The following is a 23,855-nucleotide window of genomic DNA, read 5'->3' on the forward strand; positions in this document are numbered from 1 at the left end:
GCGGCCGTGCGCATTAGATGTGCATCACATTACATAACGTTCTAAAATTCCAATCGTATTTTGGGCGGCAGCGTGAGGGGCCGGACCAGTCGACATTGCCCCTCACTGTCCTGCCGGACATCTCTCCCCGCGGGCGGGGAGAGAGCCGCTGGGAGCGCCTTTGGGTGCCAAGCCCACCGTCTCATTGTCCTCGCTCGAATTTCGCGAGGCCGGCGCCGCCCGCTTCCTTGTCTCCGCCTGCGGGGAGACGGTGTCGGCAGGCGGATGAGGGCTACGGCATCTTGCCCCCTTGCAAGGGCGTGTTGTCGCGAACCGTGTCGAACTCCTGTAAGCTTATCCGCGCGCGTCATGTCACCTGCGATCCGAGAAACGGGGGCAAAAATGTCCACTCAAGCTCTGCTCATCGTGCACGCCGAGGTTCCCGATGAAGCGGACCGAGCCTCCTTCGACCAATGGTATGACCGCCATATGCCAGACGCGCTCAGCGCCTTTGGGGCGGTTCGGGGCTGGCGCACCTGGAGCCGAACCGATCCTTCGAAGCACACTGCCTTTTACGAGTTCTCCAGTCTGGCGGCTGCGAACGCTGCCAATCAATCGCCGGGCACGGAATTCGATGCCACCTGGCGCGGGCGGGCGACACGCACGCGGGACGTGGTCGAGGTTGTTCAGCGGCTACCGGGGCCGGAATGAGGCGCAATCGAGAATTGGTTCGCTTGCGTCTGTCTGAGCCGTAGGCGGCATGGGTCAGCGACTTCATAGCTTCTCACCTGCGTTGATGGCGGAGCGGCAACATCGCTGCCTATCGGCAGCGGGCTTGCTCGCGGTGTCAGTCTGCCCGCGCTGTCCTGTGGACCTCTCTTCCCTTGGGCGGGGAGAGAGGCGCCGGGCGCGCGCTCGGATGCACTCCTCGCCGCTTCACGACCAGCCTCAGGTTTGGCAAATCCGGTGCCGCTTGTCCCTTCTCCCCGTCAGCACGGGGAGAAGGTGCCGGCAGGCGGATGAGGGGCAGGTCGCCCGCGTTGCAAGTTCCCCTCAGTGTCCCGCAGGCGGATGTGCGGTCAGGCGTCTACTTCGTCGTGTAGCCGCCATTGACGAGGATCGTCTGGCCGGTCATCCACCAGCCGTCGGAGACGAGGAAGCGGATATAGGGGACGATGTCCTCGATGTCGGTGAGGCCGGTCTTGGAGAAGGCCGAGAGGGCTGAGGCGGTCTTGTGATAGGCGACGGCGTCGGCGCCTTCGGCCGGATAGAAGAAAGGCGTATCCATCGGGCCGGGTCCGATTGCCGTGACCGAGATGCCGCGTGCGCCGAACTCCTTGGCGGCGGCCCGGGTGAAATGCTCGACCGGCGCCTTGGTGCCGGCATAGGCCGCATAGAAGGGCGTGAAGGCGCCGAGCAGCGAGGTGACGAGGGTGCAGACCTTGCCGTTGTCGCTGACATGCCGGCCCGCCTCGCGCAGGAAGAAGAAGGCGGACTTGGAGTTGACCGCGCTCATCTCGTCATATTCTGCCTCGGTGATCTCGACGAACGGCTTCTTCAGGACCTTGCCGACGGTGTTGACGGCGATGTCGATGCTGCCGAGCGCCGCCTTGGCGTCGGCAAAGAGCTTTTCGACATTGGCGGCGCTGGTGAGATCGCCGGCAAAGGCGTGGGCGGCGGCACCGGTCGCCTTGACCGCGGCCACGGTCTCGTCGGCTGCCGCCTTCGTCGCCGCGCTGTTGTAATGGATCACGACGCCACGGGCGCCGTTTTCAGCGAAATCGCGCGCCAAGAGGCCGCCGAGGTTCTTCGCGCCGCCGGCGATGAGGACGGTTTTGCCGTTGATGCTGTGGTCTGCCATGGTCGTCTCCTTTTGTCGGCCGCTTGCTGCGGCCGGTTTGCGGCGAGCGGGAATGCCGGCGTCAACGCACTGTCCGGGGACTGCTCCGGTGCTGACGGCCGGTCGCGGGCCTGTTGATCGTGCCGAACGCCGCACGCCGCGTTTCGAAATAGCGCGGGCCGGGCCGCCGCCAACGTGAGGGCGGACTGCGACGGGCATCGCAAGGGTGAGAATATCGTCGGCGTGGCTGGCATAAAGCGTCCGCCCGTGACATGACTTGTCAGAAATGACGAACAATGGACGTGGCCGGCATGGACAGGATCGAGCTTTTCCGCATCTTCACCCGCGTCGTCGAAAGCGCCAGTTTTACCCGCGCGGCCGACACGCTGGGCCTGCCGCGCTCCTCGGTCTCGGCGGCGGTGCAGACGCTTGAAACCAGGCTTGGAACGCGGCTTTTGCATCGCACGACCCGCAAGGTGGCGCCGACCCAGGATGGCGCGGCCTTCTACGAGCGCTGCCTGCGGCTGATTTCCGATATGGACGAGGCGGAGAACCTGTTTCGCCGCGATACGAGCGGCCCGACCGGACGGCTGCGCGTCGACCTGCCGAGCCGCATCGGTCGGCTGATCGTGGCGCCGGCGCTGCCGGAGTTCCTCGCGCGCTACCCCGGCATCGACATCGATCTCGGCATGACCGACCGGGCGGTGCATCTGATCGAGGAAAGCGTCGACTGTGCGCTGCGCGTCGGGCCGCTTGCCGATTCCGGCCTGATCGCCCGGCCGTTCGGCACGCTCCGGCTGATCAATGTCGCAAGCGCCGACTATCTCGCGCGCCATGGCACGCCGAAAATACCCGCCGATCTCGTCGAACATTTCGCGGTCAACTATGCCTCGCCCTCGAACGGCCGGGTCGAGGACTGGGAGTGGATCGAGGCGGGCGAGGCGCGCACGGTAACCGTTGCCGGCCGGGTCAGCGTCAACAGCGCGGAAGGCAGCATCGCCTGCTGCCTCGCCGGCCTCGGCCTCATCCAGATCCCGGCCTTCGATGTGATCGACCACATCCGCGAAGGCCGGCTTGTCGAGGTGATGCCGGATCACGTGGCCGCGCCGATGCCGATGGCTTTGCTCTACCCGCACCGCCAGCATCTTTCGCGCCGGCTCAAGGTGTTTGCCGACTGGCTGGAGGGGCTGATGCGGGGTGTGGTTGCGGCGTGAGGGGGCTGGCCCCGCTTTTTTTGCGAAAGACGGGCTTGTTTGTGCGCGCTAGCTGATCGCCTGGTGGCAGCGGTGGCCGTTCCACGGCAGAAACTCTGATCCGCCGGCATTCCAATGGCCGACGAATTCGGAAAAATCCGATGTGAAGGTGACGAGCAACTGGCCGTAGCCGTATTTGTCGCGCCACATGAAGCTTCGGGTGAGATCGTTGCCGTCGCCATCGTCGCCGGTTTCGGCGAGTTCACCGTCGACGGACTGGCCCTGATCGGAAAACACGTATTTGCCGACGACCGTGCCATCGGCGGCGGCTTCGAAATGCGTCTCGGCATCCGAGAGCACGCCGGCGGAGGAAAGCTGGCCGCAATAGGTGCCCGAGGGCGCGGTGCTTGTCTTCCCGGCCATCGCCGCAGAGGCGGATGCGGCCGCAAGCAGCAGCGCGGCGGTGAAGGAAAGGCTTGCTGTCAACGCGGCACCTTTGGCGTTTCGGAATATCGCGGTCTTCTTGTGATCGCCGGGCAGCGGCGAGTCGCGACGGTTGTCGCCATGGGCGGTCATTCGGGAGGCAAAATCAAGGTGCTCATGCGTCCAGCGCCGGCGCCGTGCTGACGCTGCCGTCGCCGAACAGGCGGCCCTTCTCGGCAACGAGGAAGCAGGCGAGCACGCAGGCGCCGAAGAGGCAGAGGCTCGCCATCACCGGCACGAGCGTGCCATCGAAGGACTGCGCCACCGCCCAGCCGAGGATGGCGCCGCCGACGGTCTGGATGGCGCCGAAGATGGCAGAGGCGGTGCCGGCGACCTCGCCAAGCGGCTCCATGGCGAGCGCGCCGGTGTTTGGAAAGCCGAAGGTGACCATGGGCGTGACGAGCACGACCATCAGCAGGAACAGCCAGAGCGGTGGGGTCGCGACCGCGACCATGGCGAGCCAGAGGATGCTGCCGGTAAGGAAGGTGAGCATGGCGCCGTGCGCCAGCCGCCGCATGCCGAAGCGTGCGACCAGGCGCGAATTGGTGAGGAAGCCGATGATGGCGGCGGCCGGCATGGCGGCGAAGGCGAGCGGGTAATAGGGGCCGAGGCGATAGATATCGACATAGACCTGCTGCGACGTGTTGATCAGCGCCAGGATGATGCCGAGCAGGAAGGCGCCTGACAGGCCGTAGCTGAAGGCGGCGCGGTTGCGGATTACGCGGGAAAAGCCATCGGCGATACTTGCGAAATCGAGCGGGCGGCGGCTGGCAAGGGCCAGGGTTTCGGGCAGGCGCAGCAGTGTCCACAGCCCGACGATCGCCGCAAGCCCGCCCATGACGACGAAGATGAGCTGCCAGGGACCGAAAAGCAGGATGATCTGCCCGACACCGGGCATCAGCAGCGGCACGAGCAGGAAAATCGACATGGCGACGGACATCACCTCGGACATGGCCGCGCCATGATAGCGGTCGCGCACGGCCGAAAGGATGCCGACGCGGATGGCGGCCGCAGCCACCCCTTGGGCAAGGCGCAGCGACAGCAGTGCTGCGAAGTTGCCCATGGCGGGTGAGGCGAGTGCGCAGGCGAGGTAGACGGCAAGGCCGATGAGAACGGGCGGGCGGCGGCCGAAGCGATCGGAGAGCGGCCCGAAAGCCACCTGCGGCAGGCCGAAGCCGATCAGGAAGACGGTGAGGACGAGCGAGCGGTCGTTCGGATCGCTGACCTGAAAGGCAGTGCCGATCTCCGGCAAGGCCGGCAGCATGATATCGAGCGCCAGCGCCTCGATGGCCATCAGCGCGGCCACGAGCGCGACGAACTCCCTTCGGGAAAGGCCCTTGCGTTCCACCTTGCGTCCCCGCAGCAGCAGAAGCGCGAGTATACCCGGTCTTGGCGGCCGCGTCGAAACGGTGCGTGGCAACTCGCTGGCGTTGACGAATTATCGTCCTTGCGCCCGGAGCAGCCACCGGCGGACGTCGGCGGGCGCGAGGTCGAAACCCGACGCTGCCGCGCCACTCCAGTTGATGCCGACCATGAGCTTGTCCGTCTCCAGGCCTGCCAGCCAGCGATCGACAAAGACGTCCAGTGGAAGCCGATGCGGCGTGAAGCGACGATAGGCAGGCACCCGTTCGATTATCAGTCGGGCTCTGGATAACGACGACCAAAAAGGCATCGCGGTTTCATTGGATCGGGTCGTCGAAGTCGGGAAACCGGATTCGTCACGGACCGTCCAGACGAAGCCGGTTTTCCGGATCTCGTCGAAGAAGGCATGGGTATGGAGGGGCGCGACGCTCATCGTACGACCTAAGCAGTGCCGGCCGCTCCGTGCAACCGATCGGCAGGCACCCCTTGGAGCGGGATGGGAGTCCGCATCCCGCTCCAAGGCATGTCGTCAGGTCAATCAGTTAGCATCAAAGCCCGCGTGGTAGTTGACGCGCCCTGACGGTACCGGGCCTTCAAATGCCTTTGCCATAAAATATTCGGCCGGGAGGCCTTCCAGGCGCAAGGCGGCGTGGTGCTCGAAGCCGAAGCGTTTGTAGTAGTCGGGCTCGCCGAGGACGACGCAGCCCTTGGCGCCGGTCTTTACAAGGCGCGCGAGGCCTTCGCGGATCAGCCTGCCGCCGGTGCCGCTCTTCTGGCGGTCGGGCCTGACGGAGACGGGGCCGAGACCGAACCAGCCCTTGTCTTCGCCATCGATCGTGACGGGGGAGAAGGCGACGTGTCCGATGACTTCGCCTCCCTCGATGGCGACCAGCGAGAGCGTCAAGGCGCCGGCGTCGCGCAGTGCGTCGATGATTTCGGCCTCGGTCTGGCTGCTGTATTGCATCGGCGCAAAGGCGGCCTTGGTGATGTGCCGGATGGTAGCGATGTCAGTCGCTCGCTCGGAGCGGATGTCGATGTTGGTCATTGTCAAAAACCTGCTGTTGAAACCCTTCAGTCACGCGCCATCGGCCGCGAACGATGGATATCGTTCGCCGGTGGCGCGGTTTCGCGTCTCGACCGATCGAGACGCTCAGTGGGTGAGAACAAGCTCCAGCATCGACAATTCCTCTGCTCAGTTCAGGCGAGCAGGTTCGGTATAGGGCCAGGCCCTTGCCATGGTCAACAGGCGGCTCTGGCAGCGCAAGGGGTTAACGCAGGCGACGATGAAGTCCGTTCCGCTTCATCGTTCGCGCCTGTTGCCCACGTCCTAGTTTTCCTGAACCGAAACGCCGTCCTGGCCGATCTTGATCTCGACGCCCGGCTTCGTCTCTTCCTGGTAGACATAAATACCGAGGCCGACGACGGCGACGGCAAGCAGGGCGATGACGAGATAGAGGCCGTTTCGGTTCATGCGGAGCTCCTTTTTCGGTGGTTCGTCTGGGAAATAGGAGCTTCTCAAGGAAAGACAATGGGATAGCGGCGAAGATGCGCGCAGAGGGCAATGCGGCGTGGGAGGCCGACCTAACCCACTATGCTGGCTTCCTTAAGACCGCGCAGGGAACCTCCTGCGCGTTCGCAGCGCCCTCCATTCCCAAGGCGTACAAAGGTTGATTTGCCTGCATTGGTTGATTTTCGCTAATTGAGGCAAATAGATTGAACGACACGAACGAGCGAATGCGGATGGTAGCCAGAATGATGGCACTGGGAACTCTCTACCGAAAAACCTTCGATCTGGACCACTCGGACACGAGCGCCGCCGCGTTCCTGAACAGGGTCGTCAAGCTCGTGGTCGGGTTCTGGACGGCCGAGTTTTTCATGACCACCACGCTCTGGCTTCTGGTCGGCGTCAATCCCGCAGAGTATGTTCCCGTCAAGCTTGCGGCGTCGCTTGCCTCCGTGCTTCTCACGCTCGTCATGTCGCATATCCTGGCGATGATCCGGGCGTTGAACATTGCGGCTCAGGTCTTTGTCTCGGCCGTTCTGTCGGTGCTGGCATCGTTGATCGTCACGGCGATCGACTACCGGCTTTACACCTATATCAATCCATCCATCGGCATCGAATACGATCTCCAGAACTTCTGCTACATGCTGTTTTTCGGGATATCGCTGTTCTTCGGATGGTCCTGCTTCTTCATCGCCTATTTGTACAATCTGGATGCGCGCGCGCAGGAGCGCCGGCTGGCGATCACGCGCGAAGAGGCGCTGACCGCGAAGATGCAGGCGCTCTACTACCAGATCAATCCGCACTTCCTGTTCAACACGCTGAACTCGATCGTCGGCCTGATCGAGGAGGGCGCGTCGTCGCAGGCGAGCCGGGTCGTGATGTCGCTGTCGTCGTTTCTGCGAAAGACGCTGGAGATGGATCCGCTGCGGGATCTGGCGCTTTCGGAAGAACTGGCGCTGCAATCGGAATATCTGGCGATCGAGAAGGAGCGCTTCTCCGATCGCATCAGCGTCACGCTCGACATTCCGCAGGAGTTGAGGACGGCGCTGGTGCCGAGCCTGATCCTGCAGCCGCTCGTCGAGAATGCCGTGAAGCATGGGCTCGGGTGCTCGTCCGGCGACCTGAAGATCACGATCAGCGCATCGCAGGCGGAAGACCGGCTGCAGCTTTCGGTCGACAACGTGTCGGATGCCGGCGAGGTCTTGCCGATGGTCAAACGGTCCGGGCTCGGCGTAGGGCTCGCCAATGTCGAAGAGCGCGTCAAGGCACGTTTTCCCGAGGGCGGTTCGCTGGTCGCCGGACCGGTCTCCCCGGCGCATTTCCGCGTGACCGTGACCATGCCTTTGAGAGCACCCGTTGCCGACCGGCTTGCCGATGCGGCCATCGACACCGCGCCGGTCGTGACGGCCTGAGCGAGGTGCGACAATGGCTGGCGCGCGCCCGGTGAGGCGCGCGACGGGGCAACAAGGGAGGCTCGCGCTCAGACCGAGCGCGTCAGGCCGCCATCTACCTTCAGGTTCTGGCCGGTGATGTAGGCGGCACCATCCGAGGCGAGGAAGGCGACGGTGGCGGCGATCTCGGCGCTGGTGCCGTAGCGCTTCATCGGCACGGCATCGCGGCGCTCTTCGGTCCCCGGCAGGCTGTCGATCCAGCCGGGCAGAACGTTGTTCATGCGCACGTTGTCGGCCGCATAGGTGTCGGCGAAGATCTTGGTATAGGAGGCAAGACCGGCGCGAAAGACGGCCGAGGTCGGGAACATCGGCGAGGGCTCGAAGGCCCAGGCGGTGGAGATGTTGATGATCGCGCCGGCCTTCTGCTTCTGCATGATCGGCGTGACGAGCCGGACCGGGCGGATCACGTTCATCAGATAGACATCGAGGCCGGTGTGCCACTGCTCGTCGGTGATTTCGAGGATCTGGGCGCGCGGGCCATGGCCGGCGCTGTTGACCAGCACGTCGATCCGGCCCCATTTTTCCACGGCCGTATCGACAAGGCGCTTCAGGTCGTCGTTCGACTGGTTGGAGCCGGTGATGCCGATGCCGCCGAGCTCGGCGGCGAGCGCCTCGCCCTTGCCGGAGGAGGAGAGGATCGCGACCTTGTAGCCGTCGGCTGCCAGGCGCCGCGCGCTCTCGGCGCCCATACCGCTGCCGCCGGCGGTGACTACGGCCACTTTTTCTACTGCCATTTTATCGATCTCCTCATCCGTATCCGTGGAATGCCGCTTTCGCGGGTGCTGCCATTGAAATACCATCTCCTTCATGCAACCGCGAAACAGTTTCGCTTTCATATGGCCGTAGAAAAACTATTCGATGAGTGACGCACCGGGAAAGCTCCCTTCGCTGAATGGCGTGAAAGTGTTCGAGGTGGCGGCGCGCCACCTGAACTTTCGCCTCGCCGCCGAGGAACTGGGCGTGACGCAGGGCGCCGTTGCCCAGCAGATCCGCGGGCTCGAGGCGGAGCTTGGGGTGAAGCTCTTCGAGCGGCTGCCGCGTGCGCTGGCGCTGACGGGCGAGGGACGCGCCTATATCGCCGATGTCAGGCGGGCGCTCGAAATCATTGCGCGGGCAACCGATGGGCTGAAGCCGCAGCCGGTGCGGCTGACGATCAGCACCACGCCGTCCTTCGCGTCGCGATGGCTGATCCCGCGCCTGCCGGATTTCACCGCCCGGCATCCGGATCTCGACCTGCATATTCTGGCGACTGACCGCATGTCGAACTTCCAGGCCGACGGCGTCGATCTCGCCGTGCGCTACGGGCGGCCGCCCTTCGGGCCGGGGCTTGCGGTGGAACTGCTGTTCGAGCAGGAGATCGTCGCGGTCTGCAGCCCGATGCTGCTTGCCGGGCGGCCGGCGCCGAAAACCGCCGAGGAACTGGCCGGCTATACGCTGCTGCACGACGCCCATAATTTCTGGCCGGAATTCACCGAGCGGCATTTCGGCGGCAGCCGGCAGGCCTCGTTCAAAGGCATCAGCTTCAACCAGACCTCCCACGCGATCGAGGCGGCGACGGCGGGCCAGGGCATCGTGCTCGCCAACCGCGATTTCGTCGCGCGCGATCTCGCCGAAGGGCGGCTCATCCGCCTGTTCGAGGCATCGATGACCGGGCCTTCGGACTTCTATCTGGTCTGGCCGCGTTACCGAAAGTCGCTCAGCCTGCAGACCGTGATCGCCTGGCTCAGCGACGAGGCGAAAAAGGAGCGGGGAGGCTCGGCGGACCCGAACCTTGCAGATGGAGCGCAGAGCGCGAGTTCTTGATCCGCGATCAGCGACGCAGGGCCGTGTCGAGCCGGTATAGGAGCGCGTGAAACGCGCCCTTGCTGGGCTTTCGTCCCGGCAACTTGCCGACGATGCGCCGGATTTCCGGCGATGCGAGCGCGATCAGCTGCCGGAGTTCCATTTCGGTGGCGGCTGCCTCGTCGGCTGTTCCGATCGAGAGTGCCTGGATGGCGTAGGCAGCGGGGCCGAGCACATGGTTGATCTGGTGCGGCGTCTCGATCGGATGGGTGTAGGGCGCACCGGCCGCCGCAATGGCGGCGCGGGCGGCAGCCTTGGCGGCGGGATCGCCAACCGCGCGCGCCGCTGCCTGGGCGCCCCAGGCGGCCTTGCGCAAGACGCCCGTGCGCGGACCGCCCTCGGCAAAGGCGATAGCCGCGGCAATCGCCTCTCGCGGTCGTGGATCACCCGGCACGACGGCCTCGAAGACCGGCAGCGCGCGGGCGGCGCAGAGGATTGCCCAGCGGGTGATCTGGCGCAGGTCGTCTTCGGTCAGGAGCGGTGCCCGGGCTTTGTCGGTCATGGGGTGCTCGTTTTGAAACGGGCCGATTGCATATCATGCGGTCGCCACGTGACAACCCTATCGGTTGTGTAAAGGACACAGGTTGCATCCCTTGATAAACGCCATATCTTTCACCGCCGAGCCATTTGCAGTCGCAAGCTCAGGAAAAGGGAGGCTCTATGCCGGCCGTTGGTTCCGATTATGGCGATGTCGTTGCCTGGCGGCGCGACATTCATGCCCATCCGGAGTTGCAATTCGACGTCCACAGGACGGCGGAGTTCGTGCGTTCCAAACTGGCCGCGTTCGGATGCGACGAGGTCGTGACCGGCATCGGTCGGACGGGCGTCGTGGGCGTTATCCACGGCCGGAAGCGGTCGAGTGGCAGGGTCATCGGCCTGCGGGCGGATATGGATGCCTTGCCAATCGAGGAGGCGACCGGGGCCGCCTGGGCATCAAGGACAACGGGCGTCATGCACGCCTGCGGTCATGACGGCCACACAGCGATGTTGCTGGGGTGCGCGCGGGAATTGGCCGAGGCGCGGGCGTTTGACGGCACGGCAGTGGTCGTCTTTCAACCGGCCGAAGAGGGCGGCGGCGGTGGCAAGGCCATGGTCGATGATGGCCTTATGGAGCGTTTCGGAATCAACGAGATCTATGCCATGCACACGGAGCCCGGTTTGCCGATCGGGCAGTTTGCCACCGTTCGTGGACCTCTGGCCGCTTCGGCCGATGGCTTCAGGATCCGGATCGACGGCAAGGGCGCGCATGGCGCTTCCCCGCACGTCAGCGTCGATCCGCTGGTGGTCGGCGCCAATATTCTTCTGGCCCTGCAGACGATCGTTTCCCGCAACGTCCATCCGCGTCAGTGCGCCGTGGTCACGGTCGGCTGGATGGCAGGAGGCAAGGCCGGCAACGTCATCCCCCAATCGGCCGAGATGGGCGGGACATCAAGGACCTACGATCCCGGCACGAGAGACCTGATAGAGGCGCGCGTTACCTCCATCGCGCAACGGATTGCTGAGGCCTACGGAGCCAGCGCCACGGTCACCTACAAACGCATGTTTCCGCCGACCGTGAACCATGGCAGCGAGACCGCCTTTGCCGTCAGCGTGGCGCGATCTCTGGTCGGAGACGCGCACGTCAACGACGCTCTGGAGCCGCTGATGGGCTCGGAGGACTTCGCCTTCATGCTCGAAGCGCGCCCCGGCAACATCATGCTGATCGGCAATGGCGACAGCGCGTCGGTGCATGACGCGCGGTTCGATTTCAATGACGATGCCATTCCTTTCGGCGTGGCCTATTTCAGGGCCATCGTGGAGGGCAGAATGCCGCTCTGAGCGGTCGCGGCCGGACGTGGGCCGGTTATTGTCTTGGCGTAACAGCTACGAGACCCGGTTTCCTGGCCTCAGCGCTCCCAGCCCTGCGTAAACGGAAAGCGCTCCGCCCAGAGGGGGGCCAGCCTCGGGTCGGCATCGACGCGGCGGATGACGTCTGCGAGCGTCGGGGCGACCTCGTAGAAGCGGCGGCGGCCGGGTGACCAGCGCGAGGCGGTGGCGACATAGAGGTCGAGGACCGAGAGTTCGTCGCCGAGAAGATATTTTCCCGGTTGCAGCTCCGCGCCCATTCGCTGCCAGCAATGGGCGACGCGGTCGAACACGCGTGCCTTGACGGCTGCGTGGTCCTCTTCCCGCTCCGCAATGCGGGACGGGTCGTCGGCGATCCAATAGAGGGCGTAGATGGCGGCGGATACGAAGGTCATCCACCGGAGAAAAGCCGGCCGTTTTGCGTCGCTCACGGCCGGGGCTAGGCGGCGCTCGGGGTAGGCGTCGGCGAGCCAGATCAGGATCGCGGCACTTTCGGTCATGAGTTCGCCGTTCGGGAGCACGAGCGCCGGAACCTGGCGCAGGGGATTGATGCGGGCCAGCCTGTCCGCCTCCTGCTTTCCGTCCCAGGGCGCGTGATCCTCGACGCGATAGGGCGCGCTGAGCAGGCTGAGGGCCGCCTCGATCGGCACGGAGCCGGAGCCTGACGCTCCATAGACGACAAAGGGTTCGGCCAACGATCATTCTCCCCGCATCAAAGAGCCGGCGCGCATACCCGCAGGCTCGTTCATACCCGGGGTTGTCGCATGGATCGCGGCTTTCGCGCTATAGTGAGCGTTCCGGTATCCCGCGGGAAATCGGGCACAGTTCGTCGGCGGCTGCCATTCTTCGCATACGGGCCGGGCGGAAATGCGTATAGTGTTGATCGGCCGGCGCGGGGACGCTATTGCACCCGCCGCGCCTATCCTGCCCACAAGCCATACGGAGTCCTAAAGATTGAGCGTTGCCTTCACCAAGGAAGAAAGTGCCGAAACCGCCGCCGAGACATTGCTGCCGGACCGGGCGATTTCGCCGCATCCGAACCTGGTGACGGAGGCCGGGCTGAAGGCGCTGGAGGCGCTGCTTCAGGAGGCGCGCGCGGCCTATGAGGCGGCGGCTGCGGTGGACGACGTTAATGAAAAGCGGCGCCAGCAGGCGGGGCCGCTGCGCGATCTGCGCTATCTCAACGAACGGCTGCGTACCGCGCAGCTGATGCCGGAACCTGCATCGAACGAGATCGTTGCCTTCGGCAGCACGGTGACCTTCAGCCGTGACGACGGGCGGGTGCAAAAGTACCGGATCGTCGGCGAGGACGAGGCGGATCCCAAGGCGGGGTCAATCTCCTATGTGGCGCCGGTGGCGCGCATCCTGATGGGCAAGGCGGTGGGCGACGTCGTCACTGTCGGCGACCAGGAGCTCGAGGTCGTGGCAATTGCCTGATCCCTGACGCGCCGGCGTGATGACGCCGGTTTGTAGCAATAATAATCGTATCCGATTTAATAGTGCAATCTTGACATTCCGCCGTTCGTCGGTATTTATGTCGCATCCGATCTAATTTGGCGCGTGCCGGATGATCGGAAGCGTCTGCCGGAGGCAGGCGGCCAAGACGGTTTGCTCGGGCTCGACGGTACGGAGAATGGACATGCACAACACTGGTGACGCTACGCCCATTCGCGCCTATCGCGAGTTTTCCCGCGTGCTCGATCCCGATGTCTACGAGCCTCTGCCGGACGACTGGCTGATCGGCATCACCGACGTGGTGAATTCCACCGGCGCGATCCGGGCCGGGCGCTATGAGGACGTCAACTATGTCGGCGCCTCGGCGATTGCGGCCATCGGCAATGCGCGCGGCGATTTCGACTTTCCCTTCGTGTTTCGCGGCGATGGCGCAGCCTTTGCGCTGGCGCCGGGCGGGGAGGCCATGGCGCGTTCGGCGCTGCGGCAGCTCGCGGCCTTCGCGAAGGGCCGGTTCGATCTCGATTTGCGCGTCGGCCTGCTGACGGTCCGGGATATCAGGGACCATGGCCAGGATGTGCGGATCGCCCGCTATGCCGCATCGGAGCATGCGACCTATGCGATGTTTGCCGGCGGTGGCCTCAAATGGGCGGAGCGGCAGTTGAAAGAGGGGCGCTACCTGCTGTCGCCGGAAAGCCACGGCAGCGAGCCGGATCTGACCGGCCTTGCCTGCGAGTGGCGGCCGTTTCCAAGCCGGCAGGGGCAGATCCTGTCGCTGCTGGCCGAACCCGCCGCCGACGTGACGCCCGAGCGCTTTGCCGCCGTGGCGCGGGCGGTGATCGCTGTCTTCGATCAAGGGCCGCGGCAGTCGCATCCTCTGCCGGAGCAAATGGGTGTGCCGAAGGACGCGCGGGTGCGGGTTGCGCCCGAGCGCTGGGCGGGCGTGGCTGCCAGTTCCGATTTCCGCAAGTATGACGACGGCCTGCGCCTGACGGTGGATTGCACTGCGGAGCAGATCGACTGCATCGAGGCGATCCTTGTGGCCGCCAAGGCGCGCGGCGAGGTCATCTTCGGGCTGCATCGGCAGAGCCACGCGCTGATGACCTGCCTTGTGCCGTCGGCACGGCCGGATGCGCACTTGCATTTTCTCGACGGCATGGATGGCGGCTACGCCAAGGCAGCGGAAATGATGGCGCCGCGTGAACGCTTGAGCGCCTGATCGTGCCAAGCGGCAAGGGCGGCGGAGAACCGCCCTTAAGCGTGATGTTGGCCGCTCCAATCGCTGTGCCGGCCCTTCGCGAGCGATAGTCGCGGTGGCGGGCGTTTCAGCGGCTATTTCCTGGCTTACCAGCGTTCAGCAGGTTGTCGCGCAGTTTTGCCACCGACTGCTGCACCGTCGCAAAGTCGTCGCCGAGGCCGATCGCGTCGGTCAGCGCGGCACCCGGGTCGGCATCCACCACTGCCTGGCCGGCCGGCGTCAGCGTCAGCCGCACCTGGCGTTCGTCCGTGGGATCGCGGCGACGCTGAAGATAACCGTCAGCCTCGAGCTTCTTCAGGATCGGTGTCAGCGTGTTCGATTCCAGAAAGAGCTTTTCGCCAAGCGCGCTCACCGTCTGGTCGTCCTCCTCCGACAGAGCCACCAGGGTCACGTATTGGGTATAGGTCAGGCCGAGCTTGTCGAGCAGGGGCTTATAGGCACGGCCGAAGGCAAGATTTGCCGAGTAGATGGCAAAGCACAGGAAGTTCGAGAGCTTCTTGCCGCCCTTGGCCGATGCAGTGCCAGGGTCCTTGGCAGTCTTGGACGTGGACATGGGAATCTTTTTTCCTTTTCGTTGTCTGCACTTAATATAAATCGCATCCGATTAAATCGCAATGGTGTTGACGGTGTCTCACGCTTCATCTATAAACGTCGCATCCGATTAAAGCGGATCCGATATAAAAATCAAACAGAGAGGAAATGACATGACCGAGAAGCTTCTTTTCACTGGCAAGACCCACAACACCAGCGGCCGCGACGGCGGCACCGTCAGCCAAGACGGCACTTTGGAACTGAAGCTCACCCAGCCGCATCCGGCCGCGGAAAACCTGTTCGGCGCCGCCTGGTCGGCCTGTTACCTGGGCGCGATCGAGCTTGCAGCGCTGCAGCGCAAGGTGAAGCTTCCCGCCGGGCCGCAGGTCGATACCGAGATCGACCTCAACGTCAACGACGGCTCCTATTTCCTGCGTGCCCGTCTCAACGTTCGCCTTGACGGTCTCGACCGTGACGTGGCGCATGACATCATCCACGCCGCCCATGACATCTGCCCTTACTCCAAGGCAGTGCGCGGCAACATCGACGTCGAGACCAATCTCCTCTGATTTCGGCCTAAATAAACTCAAAGATATCATCGGGATGTGCCGGAGCTGATCACCAGCTGCGGCGCATCCCGATTTCGTTTCGGCAGCGCTCGTGCCTTCACGCATGTCGCCCGGCGGCCGGGGCGTAGGGATTTTCCCGACGACACCTCACAAGAATGTAATTTGGCCGACCGTCCCCCTTGTTGGTATTTTCGCGCCTTCGCATGGACAGGGGACGGCTCCGGCCGATGGTGTCATGCCTTACAATCTCACCGTGAATGGAAAGAACTATGCCGTTGATGTGGACGGCGATATCCCGTTGCTCTGGGTCCTGCGCGACACGATAGGGCTCACCGGAACCAAATTCGGTTGCGGCATCGCCATGTGCGGCGCCTGCACGGTGCATGTCGACGGGCAGGCGGCGCGCTCCTGCGTGATGCCGGTGTCCGAGGCGGCGGGGAAGCCAATCACCACGATCGAGGCGATCGGCGACACGCCAGAGGGCAAGAAGATACAGCAGGCCTGGCTCGACATCGACGTGGTGCAGTGCGGCTACTGTCAGTCCGGACAGATCATGTCTGCGACGGCGCTCATTGCCGCCAATCCGACGCCTGATGACAGCGACATCGATGCGGTCATGGCCGGAAACATCTGTCGATGCGGCACCTATCCGCGCATTCGTGCAGCCATCAAGCTTGCGGCGCGGGGGTGATGCCATGTCCATCTTCGACAGAACGAACCTTTCCTTATCGCGCCGCCAGCTTCTGATCGGCGCATCGCTGACCGGCGCCGGGCTGGTGATCGGCTTCAGGCCGCAGGCGGCAGCAGCGGCAGGCGATCCCTTCGCGCCGAACGCCTTCATCCGCATTCCGCAGGAAGGCAAGATCACCTTCGTCATGCCCTCGGTGGAAATGGGGCAGGGCATCTATACGGCGGTCGCGATGATGCTCGCCGAAGAGCTGGAGGTCGGGCTCGACCAGGTGGTGCTGGAGCATGCGCCGGCCGATCCCAAGCAATATGCCAATCCGCTGCTCGGCGACCAGATCACCGGCGGCTCCTTTGCGATCCGCGGTGTCTACGAGCAGATGCGCAAGGCGGGTGCCACGGCGCGCATCATGCTGGTCAGTGCTGCGGCGCGCGACTGGGGCGTTTCGCCCGACGCCTGCAGGGCCGAGGCCGGAAATGTGGTCGAGACCGCCGGCAGCCGGCGCGCTGCCTACGGCAGCCTGATTGCGGCAGCCGCCTCCGCGCCGGTGCCGCAGGAGGTGCCGCTGAAGCCGGCCTCCAGCTACCGGGTGATCGGCAAGCCGGTGCATCGCCTCGACAGCCCGGAGAAGGTCAACGGCACGGCGAAATTCGGTATCGATGCCCGTCCGGACGGCGTCTCCTACGCGGCGATCGCGATCTGTCCGCACTTCAACGGCAAGCTGCGCGCGGTCGACGAGGCCCCGGCGATGGCGGTCAAGGGCGTCAGCCAGGTGGTGCGCATCGAGGAGGCTGTCGCGGTTGTCGCCAACAATACCGGCGCTGCGCGAAAGGGGCTCGCGGCCCTTTCGATCGAATGGGATCCGGGGCCGAGCGCCTCGGTTTCGCAAGCCGAGCTCGAGCGCCTCATGGATGCGGCGATCGACGGCAAGGCCCTACCGCATTTGCATGAAGGCGACGTCGCCAGGGCCGAGGCCGAGCATGGGCCGGTGCACGAATTCGTCTATCGCATGCCGATCCTCACCCATTCCGCCATGGAGCCGATGAATTGCACCGTGCATGTGCGCCCCGATGGTTGCGAAATCTGGGTGGGAACGCAGATCATGAGCCGGGCGCGACAGGCGGCAGCCGACGTGACCGGCCTGCCGGTCGAAAAGGTGGTGGTGCACAACCACTTGCTCGGCGGCGGCTTTGGCCGCAGGCTCGACGTCGACGGCGTGATCCTCGCGACGAAGATCGCCAAGCAGGTGAAGGGCCCGGTGAAAGTGACCTGGAGCCGGGAGGAGGACATCCGTCACGACTGCTATCGCTACCTCAACTACAGCAAGGTGACGGCGACACTTGGAGCCGACGGCATGCCGGTCTCCTGGCGGCACCGGGTCATCGGGCCGTCGGTCATGGCGCGCTGGTTCCCGGGCTTTACCAAGGACGGCGTCGACCTCGACCAGATGGCGGGGGCCGAAACGCCCTATGCGATCGAACACAGGCAGACCGATTTTGCCCGCCAAGAGGCGCCGGATGGCATGCTCACCGGCAACTGGCGCGGCGTCGGCGCCACCCGCAACATTCCCCCGGTCGAATGCGGCATCGACGAACTGGCGGAACTCGCGGGCATCGATCCGCTCGAATACCGGCGGCGGCTGCTGCAGCACAAGCCGCGGCTGCTCGGCGCGCTCGATCTCGCGGCCGAAAAGGCCGGCTGGTCGACGCCGCTTGCCAAGGGCAGGGGGCGGGGTATCGCGATTGCCGAGGATTTCGGCAGCTTCGCGGCGATGGTCGCCGAAGTCAGCCTCGACGGGAACGGCAGGTTCAAGGCCGAGCGTATCGTCTGCGCGGTCGATTGCGGCCAGGTGATCAACCCGGACACGGTGGAGGCGCAGATCCAGAGCGGCGTCGTCTATGGCCTGAGTGCGGCGCTCTACGGGCGCATCACCGTCGAAAACGGCGCGGTGGTCGAAGGCAATTTCGACGACGCGCCTGTCCTGCGCATCCACGAGACGCCGCCGATCGAGGTGCATATCGTACCGAGCGCCGAGGCGCCCGGCGGCATCGGCGAAGTCGGCACGCCTGGCGTGGCGCCGGCGCTTCTGAACGCGATCTTCATGGCGACCGGCAAGCGGCTCAGAACCCTGCCGATCGACCAGGGCGACCTGAGGAGGGTGTGACCATGAACAGGCCAGCCCTTGCTCTCTCGCTTGCATCCGCGCTCGTGGTGGCAGGCCTCATCGCCACTTTCGAGCCGGTCAGCGGTTTTGCCGAAACCGCCAGTGGCGGCGCCTTGAAAGGTGCAGCCGACTTTGCCTCGATCACCGATGCGCGCCAGCGCTCGAAGGCGATCTTTGCCGAGGCGAGCCGGGTGCTCACCCATCCGCGCTGCATCAACTGCCACCCGGCAACGCGCAGCCCGACGCAGGGCGAGGACATGCACCCGCATGTGCCACTGATGATCGCCGCCGACAGTTCGATGGGGCCGGCCGGCCTTGCCTGCAGCACCTGCCACGGTGCGGAGAACCGGGCGATCGTCGGCAGCCGGCTGAAGTCCATCCCCGGCAACGCTCATTGGCAGCTGGCGCCCGAAAGCATGGCCTGGCAGGGCCTCACCGTTCGCGAGATCTGCGAACAGGTGAAGGACACGGAGCGTAACGGCAACCGCTCCCATGCCGATCTCATCAAGCACATGGGCGAGGATCACCTGGTCGGCTGGGCCTGGCATCCGGGTGAGGGCCGCAGCGCGCCGCCCGGTTCGCAGGCCGAACTCGCCAGCCTTATTACCGCCTGGGTGGATACGGGTGCGGAATGTCCGGACTGAGCGGAAGCGCCTGTCGGGACTGAGCGGGGCGGCCTCCCGGCAGGGCCTGTATCGCGGCCCTCGCAAGCGCATGCCTTATCGAGGCGACCGCGACGAGGTCCCGGAGCGGCCACGCGTCGCAGCGCCGGCGCCGGCCTACCTTGACAATGCGGCTGGACTGTTCGACCTTCGCGCCCATGACCTGCCGCCTCGCCAAACTGACGACTGCGAAAAAAGCCCCGTACCCGGGGCTGTCGGTCGTTGCGCGCAGAGCATAGCAAGCACAAGGATCAGATCGACCCCGCCGGTTCGGACGGGGTTTTCGCTTGCGCTCTCCGTCTCCGGTTTTTCAAAGGAGATGGAATTTCATGGAAAGCACAGCTTCAACAAGATCGCCGGGCCTTAGCGGTCTCTGGCTGCCGCTGATCACGCCCTTTCGAGATGGGGAGCTGGACGAGCGTTCACTCCGCCGGTTGGTCGTCCACTATGCGGCCGAGCCGATCGATGGCTTCATTCTCGGCGCGACCACGGGCGAGGGCATGGCGCTCGACGAGGCGGAGTGCGAGCGGGTGGTTGCGATCACCAACGAAACCCTGGCTGCAGCGGGGCGGCGCATCCCCGTCTATTTCGGGCTGTCCGGTAGCGATACGCGGAAGTCGGTGAAGGCGCTGGAGCGGACGGCGGCCTGGGGCGCCGATGGCTACCTGATTGCCTGCCCCTATTACACCCGGCCGTCGCAGCGCGGTCTTTATGCACATTTCTCGGCGCTTGCCGACGCCACGGAACGGCCGATCCTGATCTACAACATTCCCTATCGGACGGGCGTCAACCTCGGTAACGAGACGATGCTGCAACTTGCCGAGCGGAGAAACATCGTTGGCGTCAAGGATTGTTCGGCGGATGCGACGCAATCCTTCGATCTGCTGCGCCACAAGCCCAGCGATTTCGCCGTGCTGACCGGCGAGGACCCGTTGTTCTACACGGCGCTGACGCAAGGGGCGGAAGGCGGGATCACGGCGTCCGCCCATGTGCACACGGCAGCCTTTGCCGGCATCCGCAACAGGCTCCTTGCCGGCGACCAGGCGGGGGCGCTTTCCGCATGGCAGCGCCTTTCCGACCTGCCGCGGCTGCTCTTTGCCGAGCCGAGCCCCGGGCCGATCAAGCATTGGCTTTGGCGCGCGGGGCTGATCGACAGTGCGGAGATGCGCCTGCCGATGGTGCCGGTCAGCGATGAGCTGGCGCTGAGGATCGAAAGGGCGATGGCGGCGCAGGAAGACCGGCGCTGAGCCTGCGGCGGTTTTCCAAAGTGGGGCGGTCGGTAAAGGGAAGATCGCCCTGCTTTGCGTCGCCGTTTGCATCGTATTTTAACAGTTACGTACTTTCGCCGGCCGGCTTGTTTCGGCAGGATAGCGGTCCTTACGCGCGGTGTCCGATGGCGCTGCGCGGACCATGCTGCCGGGCATTGAAATGCCGCAGTTGAGGAAAAAAACAGAGAACCATTCTTGCGAGCGATCCGTGCCCTGAACCGTCACGGGTGAGGGCGAAAGCCGGTTTCCCGGCGCGAGGGCCAAGCGGGGCGAGATGGACGGTGTGCCAAAAACGGGGCGCCAGAGCGGGTGCCCATCCCAAGCTGATTGATCAGGACGCCTGGAGACGATGATGAAGACATCCGGCAGCAATCTTGAAATCACTCGACGCGACATGATGAAAGGCGGAATCGGCGCGGCCTCGCTTGCCGCGATTGGCGCCGGCGCGGCCGTTCCGGCGGCGCTGACGGCCGCCTCGGTCGTGACCTCGGCCACGCCCGCCGCGGCACAGCAGGCGCTCGGGCCGGGCGCGCCGACATTGCCGGTCACCGGCGTCGCCATGCATCCGGGCTATGCCCGCACCGTCGGGCAGATGGCCTATATCTGGGGTTGGCCGATCGTCAACATGCTGAACCGCCGGGCCAAGGTCACCCAGGCGCCCTATGCGGGCCTGCTCGGCGGGCTCTCGCCGGTGGCCCCGCGTGGGCAGGTGGGCATGCTGCACGACTATATCGAGCCGTCGGAAACCTTCGTCACATGCCCCAACCAGGACGTCGTCTATGGCCTCGGTTTCTTCGAGCTCGACGACGAGCCTGTCGTTGCGCAGGTGCCCGACTTCGGCGACCGCTTCTGGCTCTATTCGCTCTACGATGCCCGCACCGATCAGTTCGGCCAGCTCGGCAAGCCCTATGGCACGCGGCCCGGCTTCTATCTTCTTGTCGGCCCCGACTGGGACGGGCTGAAGCCCGCCGGCATCACCGACATCATCCGCTCCCCGACATCGCTTGCGAGCGCCATTCCCCGCATCTTCCAGACCGACGTGAGCGACGACAACCAGGCGGTCCAGCCGCTGATCAACCAGGTGGTTTTCTATCCGCTGAAAGAGTTTACCGGCGAGGCGAAGACGATCGAATGGGCAAAGCTGACCGACATTCCGGCTCCGCCCCTGAACGGCGGCGCGACCGACGCCGAAACCAAATGGGTGACGCCGGAGACGTTCTTCGACCAGTTCGGCGACGCCATCGCCGCGGTCGATCCGCTGCCGGGGGAGGAGGCGCTTTTTGCCCAGTTCCGCCTGTTGCTCGACGCGGCCGAGCGGGATCCCGAGCTTCGGGGCATGCTCGTCGACACCGCGATCGAGACGGAGGAGAAGGTCATCCGCCCCTTCTTGGAATGGCAGCGCAACGGGCTGCCGGCCGGCAATGGCTGGAACCGCTCGGTCAACAATGCGCAATGGGGGATCGACTACTTCAACCGGACCGGCACCGCCAGGTCGAACATGTTCAACAACCGGCCGAACGAGACGCAGTATTTCTATACCGACTTCGACGGCGCCGGCGACCAGCTGACCGGCGTGAAACTCTACGAGATCACCTTTGCGCCCGGCCAGGAGCCGCCGGTCCACGGCTTCTGGTCGCTGACCCTTTATGACGACAAGCACCTCTTCCACACCAACGACTTCAAGCGCTACTCGCTGGGCACCAAGAGCGACAAGCTCAAGCACAATGAGGACGGCTCGCTGACGCTCTATGTCAGCGCCGAGCGCCCCGGTGGGGAGAAGGACAGCAACTGGCTGCCGGCGCCGCACGGGATCTTCTCGCTCTATATTCGCGCCTATTGGGGCAAGGACGAGATCCTCGACGGCTCGTGGCAGCCGCCGAAGATCACGGTTGCGGCATGACCGCGGCCAAGGTGCCGGGATAAGCCGGCGTCGGTTTGCCCGGCGTGCTCAACGCCAGAAACGCTTGACGTCGATCACGTCGTCGAGCGCGGCCTGCGCGCGGTCGATGAGCTTGTCCTTGTTCGCCTCAACGACGAGCGTTCCGGCGTCCGGGTGGTCCTCAAGGCCGATTTCGCTCAGCACCTGCGGTGCCGAGACCAGATCGTTAAGCGTGCCGAGTTCATCCTGCAGCGCGGCCATGGCCGTGGTGAAGCGCTTGTGGCGCCTGGCGCCGCGCTTGTCGTCGAACAGCGCGGCGAAGAATTCGGCGGCATAACGCAGCTTCTTGGCGTCCTTGCGGGCCTCGTGCCGTTCCTCGTCGTTGACCTTGGCGAGCGCACGACCATGCTTCTTCAGCTTCCGGCGCTCGCGGTCGAGCACCGCCTCGGCGAAATCGGTCACGGGCCGATCGTGAAGTTCGGCGGGCGGTGACGAGAGATAGGCGCCACAATGCAGCCATTCGTGGAGGTCGAGCATCAGGGCGCGGCCGCGGCCGTCGTCGAGCGCTTCGAACACTTCGCGATAGCGGGCGGCGCGGGCAGTCTTCAGCCGGTCGACAAGTTCCGGCCGGGATGCGCGTGCCAGGAGAACGTCGACGTCGCGGGCCTTGCCGAAGACGCCTGCCAGCCATTTCAGCTCGCCTTTCAGGCGGGTGCGCTCTTCGTCCTGAAGCAGATCCCTGAAGAGCGAGAAGGCTGAACGCAGGCGCCGAAGGGCAACGCGGGCCTGGTGCAGCGCCTCCGGGTTTTGGCGCACCCGAAGCACGTCCTCGTTCAGGCGGTGGTGGCGAAGACAGGAAAGGGCGACCGTGCGAAAACTCTTTGCCACCCGCATCTCGCGGTCGAGCTCGACCGGCTCGGCCTTGAAGACCATCTGCTCGGCATCGATGAGACGGAAACCGCGCTCGGCCTTGGACATGACGCCGAAGCGGATGGGAACGATCGCCTCGATGCGGCGGGCAAGCGTGAAGAGCGCCTCGGGCGCGCCGTCCTTGAGCTCGAGCTCGATCTCACCGATCGTGGTCTGGCGGGTGCCCGCGGTGATCAGGCCGCGGTCGAGCACGACCTCGATGTCGGCGCCATCCTGCTTCACCTTCCAGGTAGTGCGTTCGACGTCGACGGCAAAATGCGCCTGCAGATCGCCCGGTGCGAGGTCGAACTGGGCGGCAAGCGGCGTGGTGTGGTCGACCACCGGCTCGTCATCGTCCAGCGGCTGCTCCCATTCCGGCCGGGCAAAGACCGAGGCGCTCGCGCCCGTCGCCTTGATCGTCTGGGTGCGGGCAGAACCGACCGTGCGGATGCGCAGCGTGAAGCCCGACTGGAACAGGTCGCGGGCGCGCGTGTCGAAATAGACCGACCGTTGGCTTTCGACGCTTGCGGGCTCACCCAGAAGCCCGGATTCGGTAAAGCGATTGAGATCTTCAGGGAGAAGCTCGAGCTTGATTTCGATTTCCGTGTTCAACCCCATCCTCCAACAAGTGCAAGAGACAACGCGATAATGCCATATGAGCACATTGGTTCGTGTTCTGAATGACATGGATCATATTTGCGTGGCGGTCCAACGCGGTAGGTCGCGTTCGAAGCGGGAGGCCCTGAGGTGTACGGGATTTCAATGGATTCCGGAGGGAAAACGCTTCGCACTTTTCCTGAGTTGCTGTTTGTGAAGTCGCAACTCCGGACGGAAAAGCGTTTCACACTTTTCCTGGAATTGCTTTTGAGATGACGCAACTCCGGACGGAAAACCGCTTCGCACTTTTCCTGGAATTGCTTTTTGTATTGCCGCAATTCCGAACGGAAAACCGCTTCGCACTTTTCCTGGAATTGCTTTT

The 23,855-nt window shown here is 64.6% G+C and carries 25 protein-coding genes; 13 read left to right on the forward strand and 12 right to left on the reverse strand.

Features of this window, described 5'->3' with window-relative positions:
- The first annotated feature begins 381 nt into the window (after positions 1–381).
- Positions 382–690: a hypothetical protein gene (locus OKW20_RS19875; protein WP_429174447.1), complete on the forward strand. Its 309-nt coding sequence runs from the start codon at positions 382–384 to the stop codon at positions 688–690.
- 376 nt (positions 691–1,066) lie between these two features.
- Here OKW20_RS19875 and OKW20_RS19880 read toward each other — a convergent pair whose 3' ends face one another.
- Entirely contained in the window at positions 1,067–1,840 is a 774-nt protein-coding gene (locus tag OKW20_RS19880; protein WP_429174455.1) for an SDR family oxidoreductase, read from the reverse strand.
- 290 nt (positions 1,841–2,130) lie between these two features.
- Between OKW20_RS19880 and OKW20_RS19885 the strand changes: the two genes are divergently transcribed.
- A complete protein-coding gene (locus OKW20_RS19885) occupies positions 2,131–3,033 on the forward strand; it encodes a LysR family transcriptional regulator (RefSeq protein WP_429174464.1) in 903 nt (300 codons plus the stop codon).
- Positions 3,034–3,081: 48 nt separating this feature from the next.
- On the opposite strand, the gene OKW20_RS19890 is transcribed toward OKW20_RS19885, so the two are convergent.
- From OKW20_RS19890 to OKW20_RS19910, 5 genes are all read right to left on the reverse strand, one after another.
- On the reverse strand, positions 3,082–3,498 hold the full coding sequence (locus tag OKW20_RS19890) for a hypothetical protein (RefSeq protein ID WP_429174466.1): 417 nt from the start codon (positions 3,496–3,498) through the stop codon (positions 3,082–3,084).
- 112 nt (positions 3,499–3,610) lie between these two features.
- Positions 3,611–4,843: a multidrug effflux MFS transporter gene (locus OKW20_RS19895; RefSeq protein ID WP_429174467.1), complete on the reverse strand. Its 1,233-nt coding sequence runs from the start codon at positions 4,841–4,843 to the stop codon at positions 3,611–3,613.
- 90 nt (positions 4,844–4,933) lie between these two features.
- Positions 4,934–5,290, reverse strand: a complete 357-nt coding sequence (locus OKW20_RS19900; RefSeq protein ID WP_429174468.1) for a DUF2750 domain-containing protein — start codon at positions 5,288–5,290, stop codon at positions 4,934–4,936.
- A 105-nt stretch (positions 5,291–5,395) separates the two neighbouring features.
- Entirely contained in the window at positions 5,396–5,893 is a 498-nt protein-coding gene (locus OKW20_RS19905; protein WP_429174562.1) for a GNAT family N-acetyltransferase, read from the reverse strand.
- Between the two features lie 291 nt (positions 5,894–6,184).
- A complete protein-coding gene (locus tag OKW20_RS19910; RefSeq protein ID WP_034793319.1) occupies positions 6,185–6,328 on the reverse strand; it encodes a hypothetical protein in 144 nt (47 codons plus the stop codon).
- 281 nt (positions 6,329–6,609) lie between these two features.
- On the opposite strand from OKW20_RS19910, the gene OKW20_RS19915 reads away from it, so the two are divergent.
- Entirely contained in the window at positions 6,610–7,773 is a 1,164-nt protein-coding gene (locus OKW20_RS19915; protein WP_429174470.1) for a sensor histidine kinase, read from the forward strand.
- A 68-nt stretch (positions 7,774–7,841) separates the two neighbouring features.
- On the opposite strand, the gene OKW20_RS19920 is transcribed toward OKW20_RS19915, so the two are convergent.
- A complete protein-coding gene (locus tag OKW20_RS19920; protein ID WP_429174472.1) occupies positions 7,842–8,546 on the reverse strand; it encodes an SDR family oxidoreductase in 705 nt (234 codons plus the stop codon).
- Positions 8,547–8,670: 124 nt separating this feature from the next.
- On the opposite strand from OKW20_RS19920, the gene gcvA reads away from it, so the two are divergent.
- Entirely contained in the window at positions 8,671–9,615 is a 945-nt protein-coding gene (gcvA, locus tag OKW20_RS19925; RefSeq protein ID WP_429174476.1) for a transcriptional regulator GcvA, read from the forward strand.
- A 7-nt stretch (positions 9,616–9,622) separates the two neighbouring features.
- Here gcvA and OKW20_RS19930 read toward each other — a convergent pair whose 3' ends face one another.
- A complete protein-coding gene (locus OKW20_RS19930; RefSeq protein WP_429174478.1) occupies positions 9,623–10,156 on the reverse strand; it encodes a putative immunity protein in 534 nt (177 codons plus the stop codon).
- Between the two features lie 158 nt (positions 10,157–10,314).
- Between OKW20_RS19930 and OKW20_RS19935 the strand changes: the two genes are divergently transcribed.
- Positions 10,315–11,472 (forward strand): M20 aminoacylase family protein, encoded by a 1,158-nt coding sequence (locus OKW20_RS19935; protein ID WP_429174480.1) that lies wholly within the window; start codon positions 10,315–10,317, stop codon positions 11,470–11,472.
- 68 nt (positions 11,473–11,540) lie between these two features.
- Here the strand turns inward: OKW20_RS19935 and OKW20_RS19940 are convergent, their stop codons facing one another.
- On the reverse strand, positions 11,541–12,194 hold the full coding sequence (locus OKW20_RS19940; protein ID WP_429174481.1) for a glutathione S-transferase family protein: 654 nt from the start codon (positions 12,192–12,194) through the stop codon (positions 11,541–11,543).
- 259 nt (positions 12,195–12,453) lie between these two features.
- Between OKW20_RS19940 and greA the strand changes: the two genes are divergently transcribed.
- Positions 12,454–12,936, forward strand: coding sequence for a transcription elongation factor GreA (gene greA / locus OKW20_RS19945; RefSeq protein ID WP_429174483.1), 483 nt, complete (start codon positions 12,454–12,456; stop codon positions 12,934–12,936).
- 202 nt (positions 12,937–13,138) lie between these two features.
- Positions 13,139–14,170, forward strand: coding sequence for a DUF3095 family protein (locus tag OKW20_RS19950; RefSeq protein WP_429174484.1), 1,032 nt, complete (start codon positions 13,139–13,141; stop codon positions 14,168–14,170).
- 106 nt (positions 14,171–14,276) lie between these two features.
- Here OKW20_RS19950 and OKW20_RS19955 read toward each other — a convergent pair whose 3' ends face one another.
- Positions 14,277–14,762: a MarR family winged helix-turn-helix transcriptional regulator gene (locus tag OKW20_RS19955; protein WP_429113712.1), complete on the reverse strand. Its 486-nt coding sequence runs from the start codon at positions 14,760–14,762 to the stop codon at positions 14,277–14,279.
- A gap of 151 nt (positions 14,763–14,913) precedes the next feature.
- Here OKW20_RS19955 and OKW20_RS19960 point away from each other — a divergent pair, with 151 nt between their 5' ends.
- The 6 genes from OKW20_RS19960 to OKW20_RS19985 all read left to right on the forward strand — a co-directional run bounded on the left by OKW20_RS19960 (position 14,914) and on the right by OKW20_RS19985 (position 21,988).
- Positions 14,914–15,309 carry an Ohr family peroxiredoxin gene (locus OKW20_RS19960; protein ID WP_043620812.1) on the forward strand — a complete coding sequence of 132 codons (396 nt, stop codon included), beginning with the start codon at positions 14,914–14,916 and terminating at the stop codon, positions 15,307–15,309.
- A 235-nt stretch (positions 15,310–15,544) separates the two neighbouring features.
- A complete protein-coding gene (locus OKW20_RS19965) occupies positions 15,545–16,000 on the forward strand; it encodes a (2Fe-2S)-binding protein (protein ID WP_043620807.1) in 456 nt (151 codons plus the stop codon).
- Positions 16,001–16,004: 4 nt separating this feature from the next.
- Positions 16,005–18,158, forward strand: a complete 2,154-nt coding sequence (locus OKW20_RS19970; protein ID WP_429174486.1) for a molybdopterin cofactor-binding domain-containing protein — start codon at positions 16,005–16,007, stop codon at positions 18,156–18,158.
- A 2-nt stretch (positions 18,159–18,160) separates the two neighbouring features.
- The gene (locus OKW20_RS19975; RefSeq protein ID WP_429174488.1) at positions 18,161–18,802 is read left to right on the forward strand and encodes an Isoquinoline 1-oxidoreductase subunit; all 642 of its coding nucleotides are present in this window, start codon (positions 18,161–18,163) and stop codon (positions 18,800–18,802) included.
- Positions 18,803–19,149: 347 nt separating this feature from the next.
- Positions 19,150–20,067 (forward strand): 4-hydroxy-tetrahydrodipicolinate synthase, encoded by a 918-nt coding sequence (dapA, locus tag OKW20_RS19980; RefSeq protein ID WP_429174490.1) that lies wholly within the window; start codon positions 19,150–19,152, stop codon positions 20,065–20,067.
- 373 nt (positions 20,068–20,440) lie between these two features.
- Positions 20,441–21,988, forward strand: coding sequence for a DUF1254 domain-containing protein (locus tag OKW20_RS19985; protein WP_429174564.1), 1,548 nt, complete (start codon positions 20,441–20,443; stop codon positions 21,986–21,988).
- A 48-nt stretch (positions 21,989–22,036) separates the two neighbouring features.
- Here the strand turns inward: OKW20_RS19985 and OKW20_RS19990 are convergent, their stop codons facing one another.
- Together OKW20_RS19990 and OKW20_RS19995 are read right to left on the reverse strand one after the other, a co-directional pair.
- Positions 22,037–23,494, reverse strand: coding sequence for a CHAD domain-containing protein (locus OKW20_RS19990; protein WP_429174491.1), 1,458 nt, complete (start codon positions 23,492–23,494; stop codon positions 22,037–22,039).
- Between the two features lie 141 nt (positions 23,495–23,635).
- Positions 23,636–23,855 (reverse strand): hypothetical protein (locus tag OKW20_RS19995; RefSeq protein ID WP_429174493.1); only part of this gene is annotated, 220 nt, incomplete at its 5' end.

This window comes from Ensifer sp. LBL (assembly GCF_050435225.1).
GTDB lineage: Bacteria > Pseudomonadota > Alphaproteobacteria > Rhizobiales > Rhizobiaceae > Ensifer.

Excerpts from the sequence above, each read along its gene's own strand:
- OKW20_RS19930 (WP_429174478.1), bottom strand. The coding sequence starts at position 10,156 with ATGACCGACAAAGCCCGGGCACCGCTCCTGACCGAAGACGACCTGCGC.
- OKW20_RS19975 (WP_429174488.1), top strand. The coding sequence starts at position 18,161 with ATGAACAGGCCAGCCCTTGCTCTCTCGCTTGCATCCGCGCTCGTGGTG.
- OKW20_RS19910 (WP_034793319.1), bottom strand. The coding sequence starts at position 6,328 with ATGAACCGAAACGGCCTCTATCTCGTCATCGCCCTGCTTGCCGTCGCC.
- dapA (WP_429174490.1), top strand. The coding sequence starts at position 19,150 with ATGGAAAGCACAGCTTCAACAAGATCGCCGGGCCTTAGCGGTCTCTGG.
- OKW20_RS19950 (WP_429174484.1), top strand. The coding sequence starts at position 13,139 with ATGCACAACACTGGTGACGCTACGCCCATTCGCGCCTATCGCGAGTTT.
- OKW20_RS19915 (WP_429174470.1), top strand. The coding sequence starts at position 6,610 with ATGATGGCACTGGGAACTCTCTACCGAAAAACCTTCGATCTGGACCAC.
- OKW20_RS19965 (WP_043620807.1), top strand. The coding sequence starts at position 15,545 with ATGCCTTACAATCTCACCGTGAATGGAAAGAACTATGCCGTTGATGTG.
- OKW20_RS19920 (WP_429174472.1), bottom strand. The coding sequence starts at position 8,546 with ATGGCAGTAGAAAAAGTGGCCGTAGTCACCGCCGGCGGCAGCGGTATG.
- OKW20_RS19955 (WP_429113712.1), bottom strand. The coding sequence starts at position 14,762 with ATGTCCACGTCCAAGACTGCCAAGGACCCTGGCACTGCATCGGCCAAG.
- OKW20_RS19985 (WP_429174564.1), top strand. The coding sequence starts at position 20,441 with ATGAAGACATCCGGCAGCAATCTTGAAATCACTCGACGCGACATGATG.
- OKW20_RS19900 (WP_429174468.1), bottom strand. The coding sequence starts at position 5,290 with ATGAGCGTCGCGCCCCTCCATACCCATGCCTTCTTCGACGAGATCCGG.
- OKW20_RS19960 (WP_043620812.1), top strand. The coding sequence starts at position 14,914 with ATGACCGAGAAGCTTCTTTTCACTGGCAAGACCCACAACACCAGCGGC.
- OKW20_RS19885 (WP_429174464.1), top strand. The coding sequence starts at position 2,131 with ATGGACAGGATCGAGCTTTTCCGCATCTTCACCCGCGTCGTCGAAAGC.
- OKW20_RS19880 (WP_429174455.1), bottom strand. The coding sequence starts at position 1,840 with ATGGCAGACCACAGCATCAACGGCAAAACCGTCCTCATCGCCGGCGGC.
- OKW20_RS19875 (WP_429174447.1), top strand. The coding sequence starts at position 382 with ATGTCCACTCAAGCTCTGCTCATCGTGCACGCCGAGGTTCCCGATGAA.
- OKW20_RS19935 (WP_429174480.1), top strand. The coding sequence starts at position 10,315 with ATGCCGGCCGTTGGTTCCGATTATGGCGATGTCGTTGCCTGGCGGCGC.
- gcvA (WP_429174476.1), top strand. The coding sequence starts at position 8,671 with ATGAGTGACGCACCGGGAAAGCTCCCTTCGCTGAATGGCGTGAAAGTG.
- OKW20_RS19990 (WP_429174491.1), bottom strand. The coding sequence starts at position 23,494 with ATGGGGTTGAACACGGAAATCGAAATCAAGCTCGAGCTTCTCCCTGAA.
- OKW20_RS19970 (WP_429174486.1), top strand. The coding sequence starts at position 16,005 with ATGTCCATCTTCGACAGAACGAACCTTTCCTTATCGCGCCGCCAGCTT.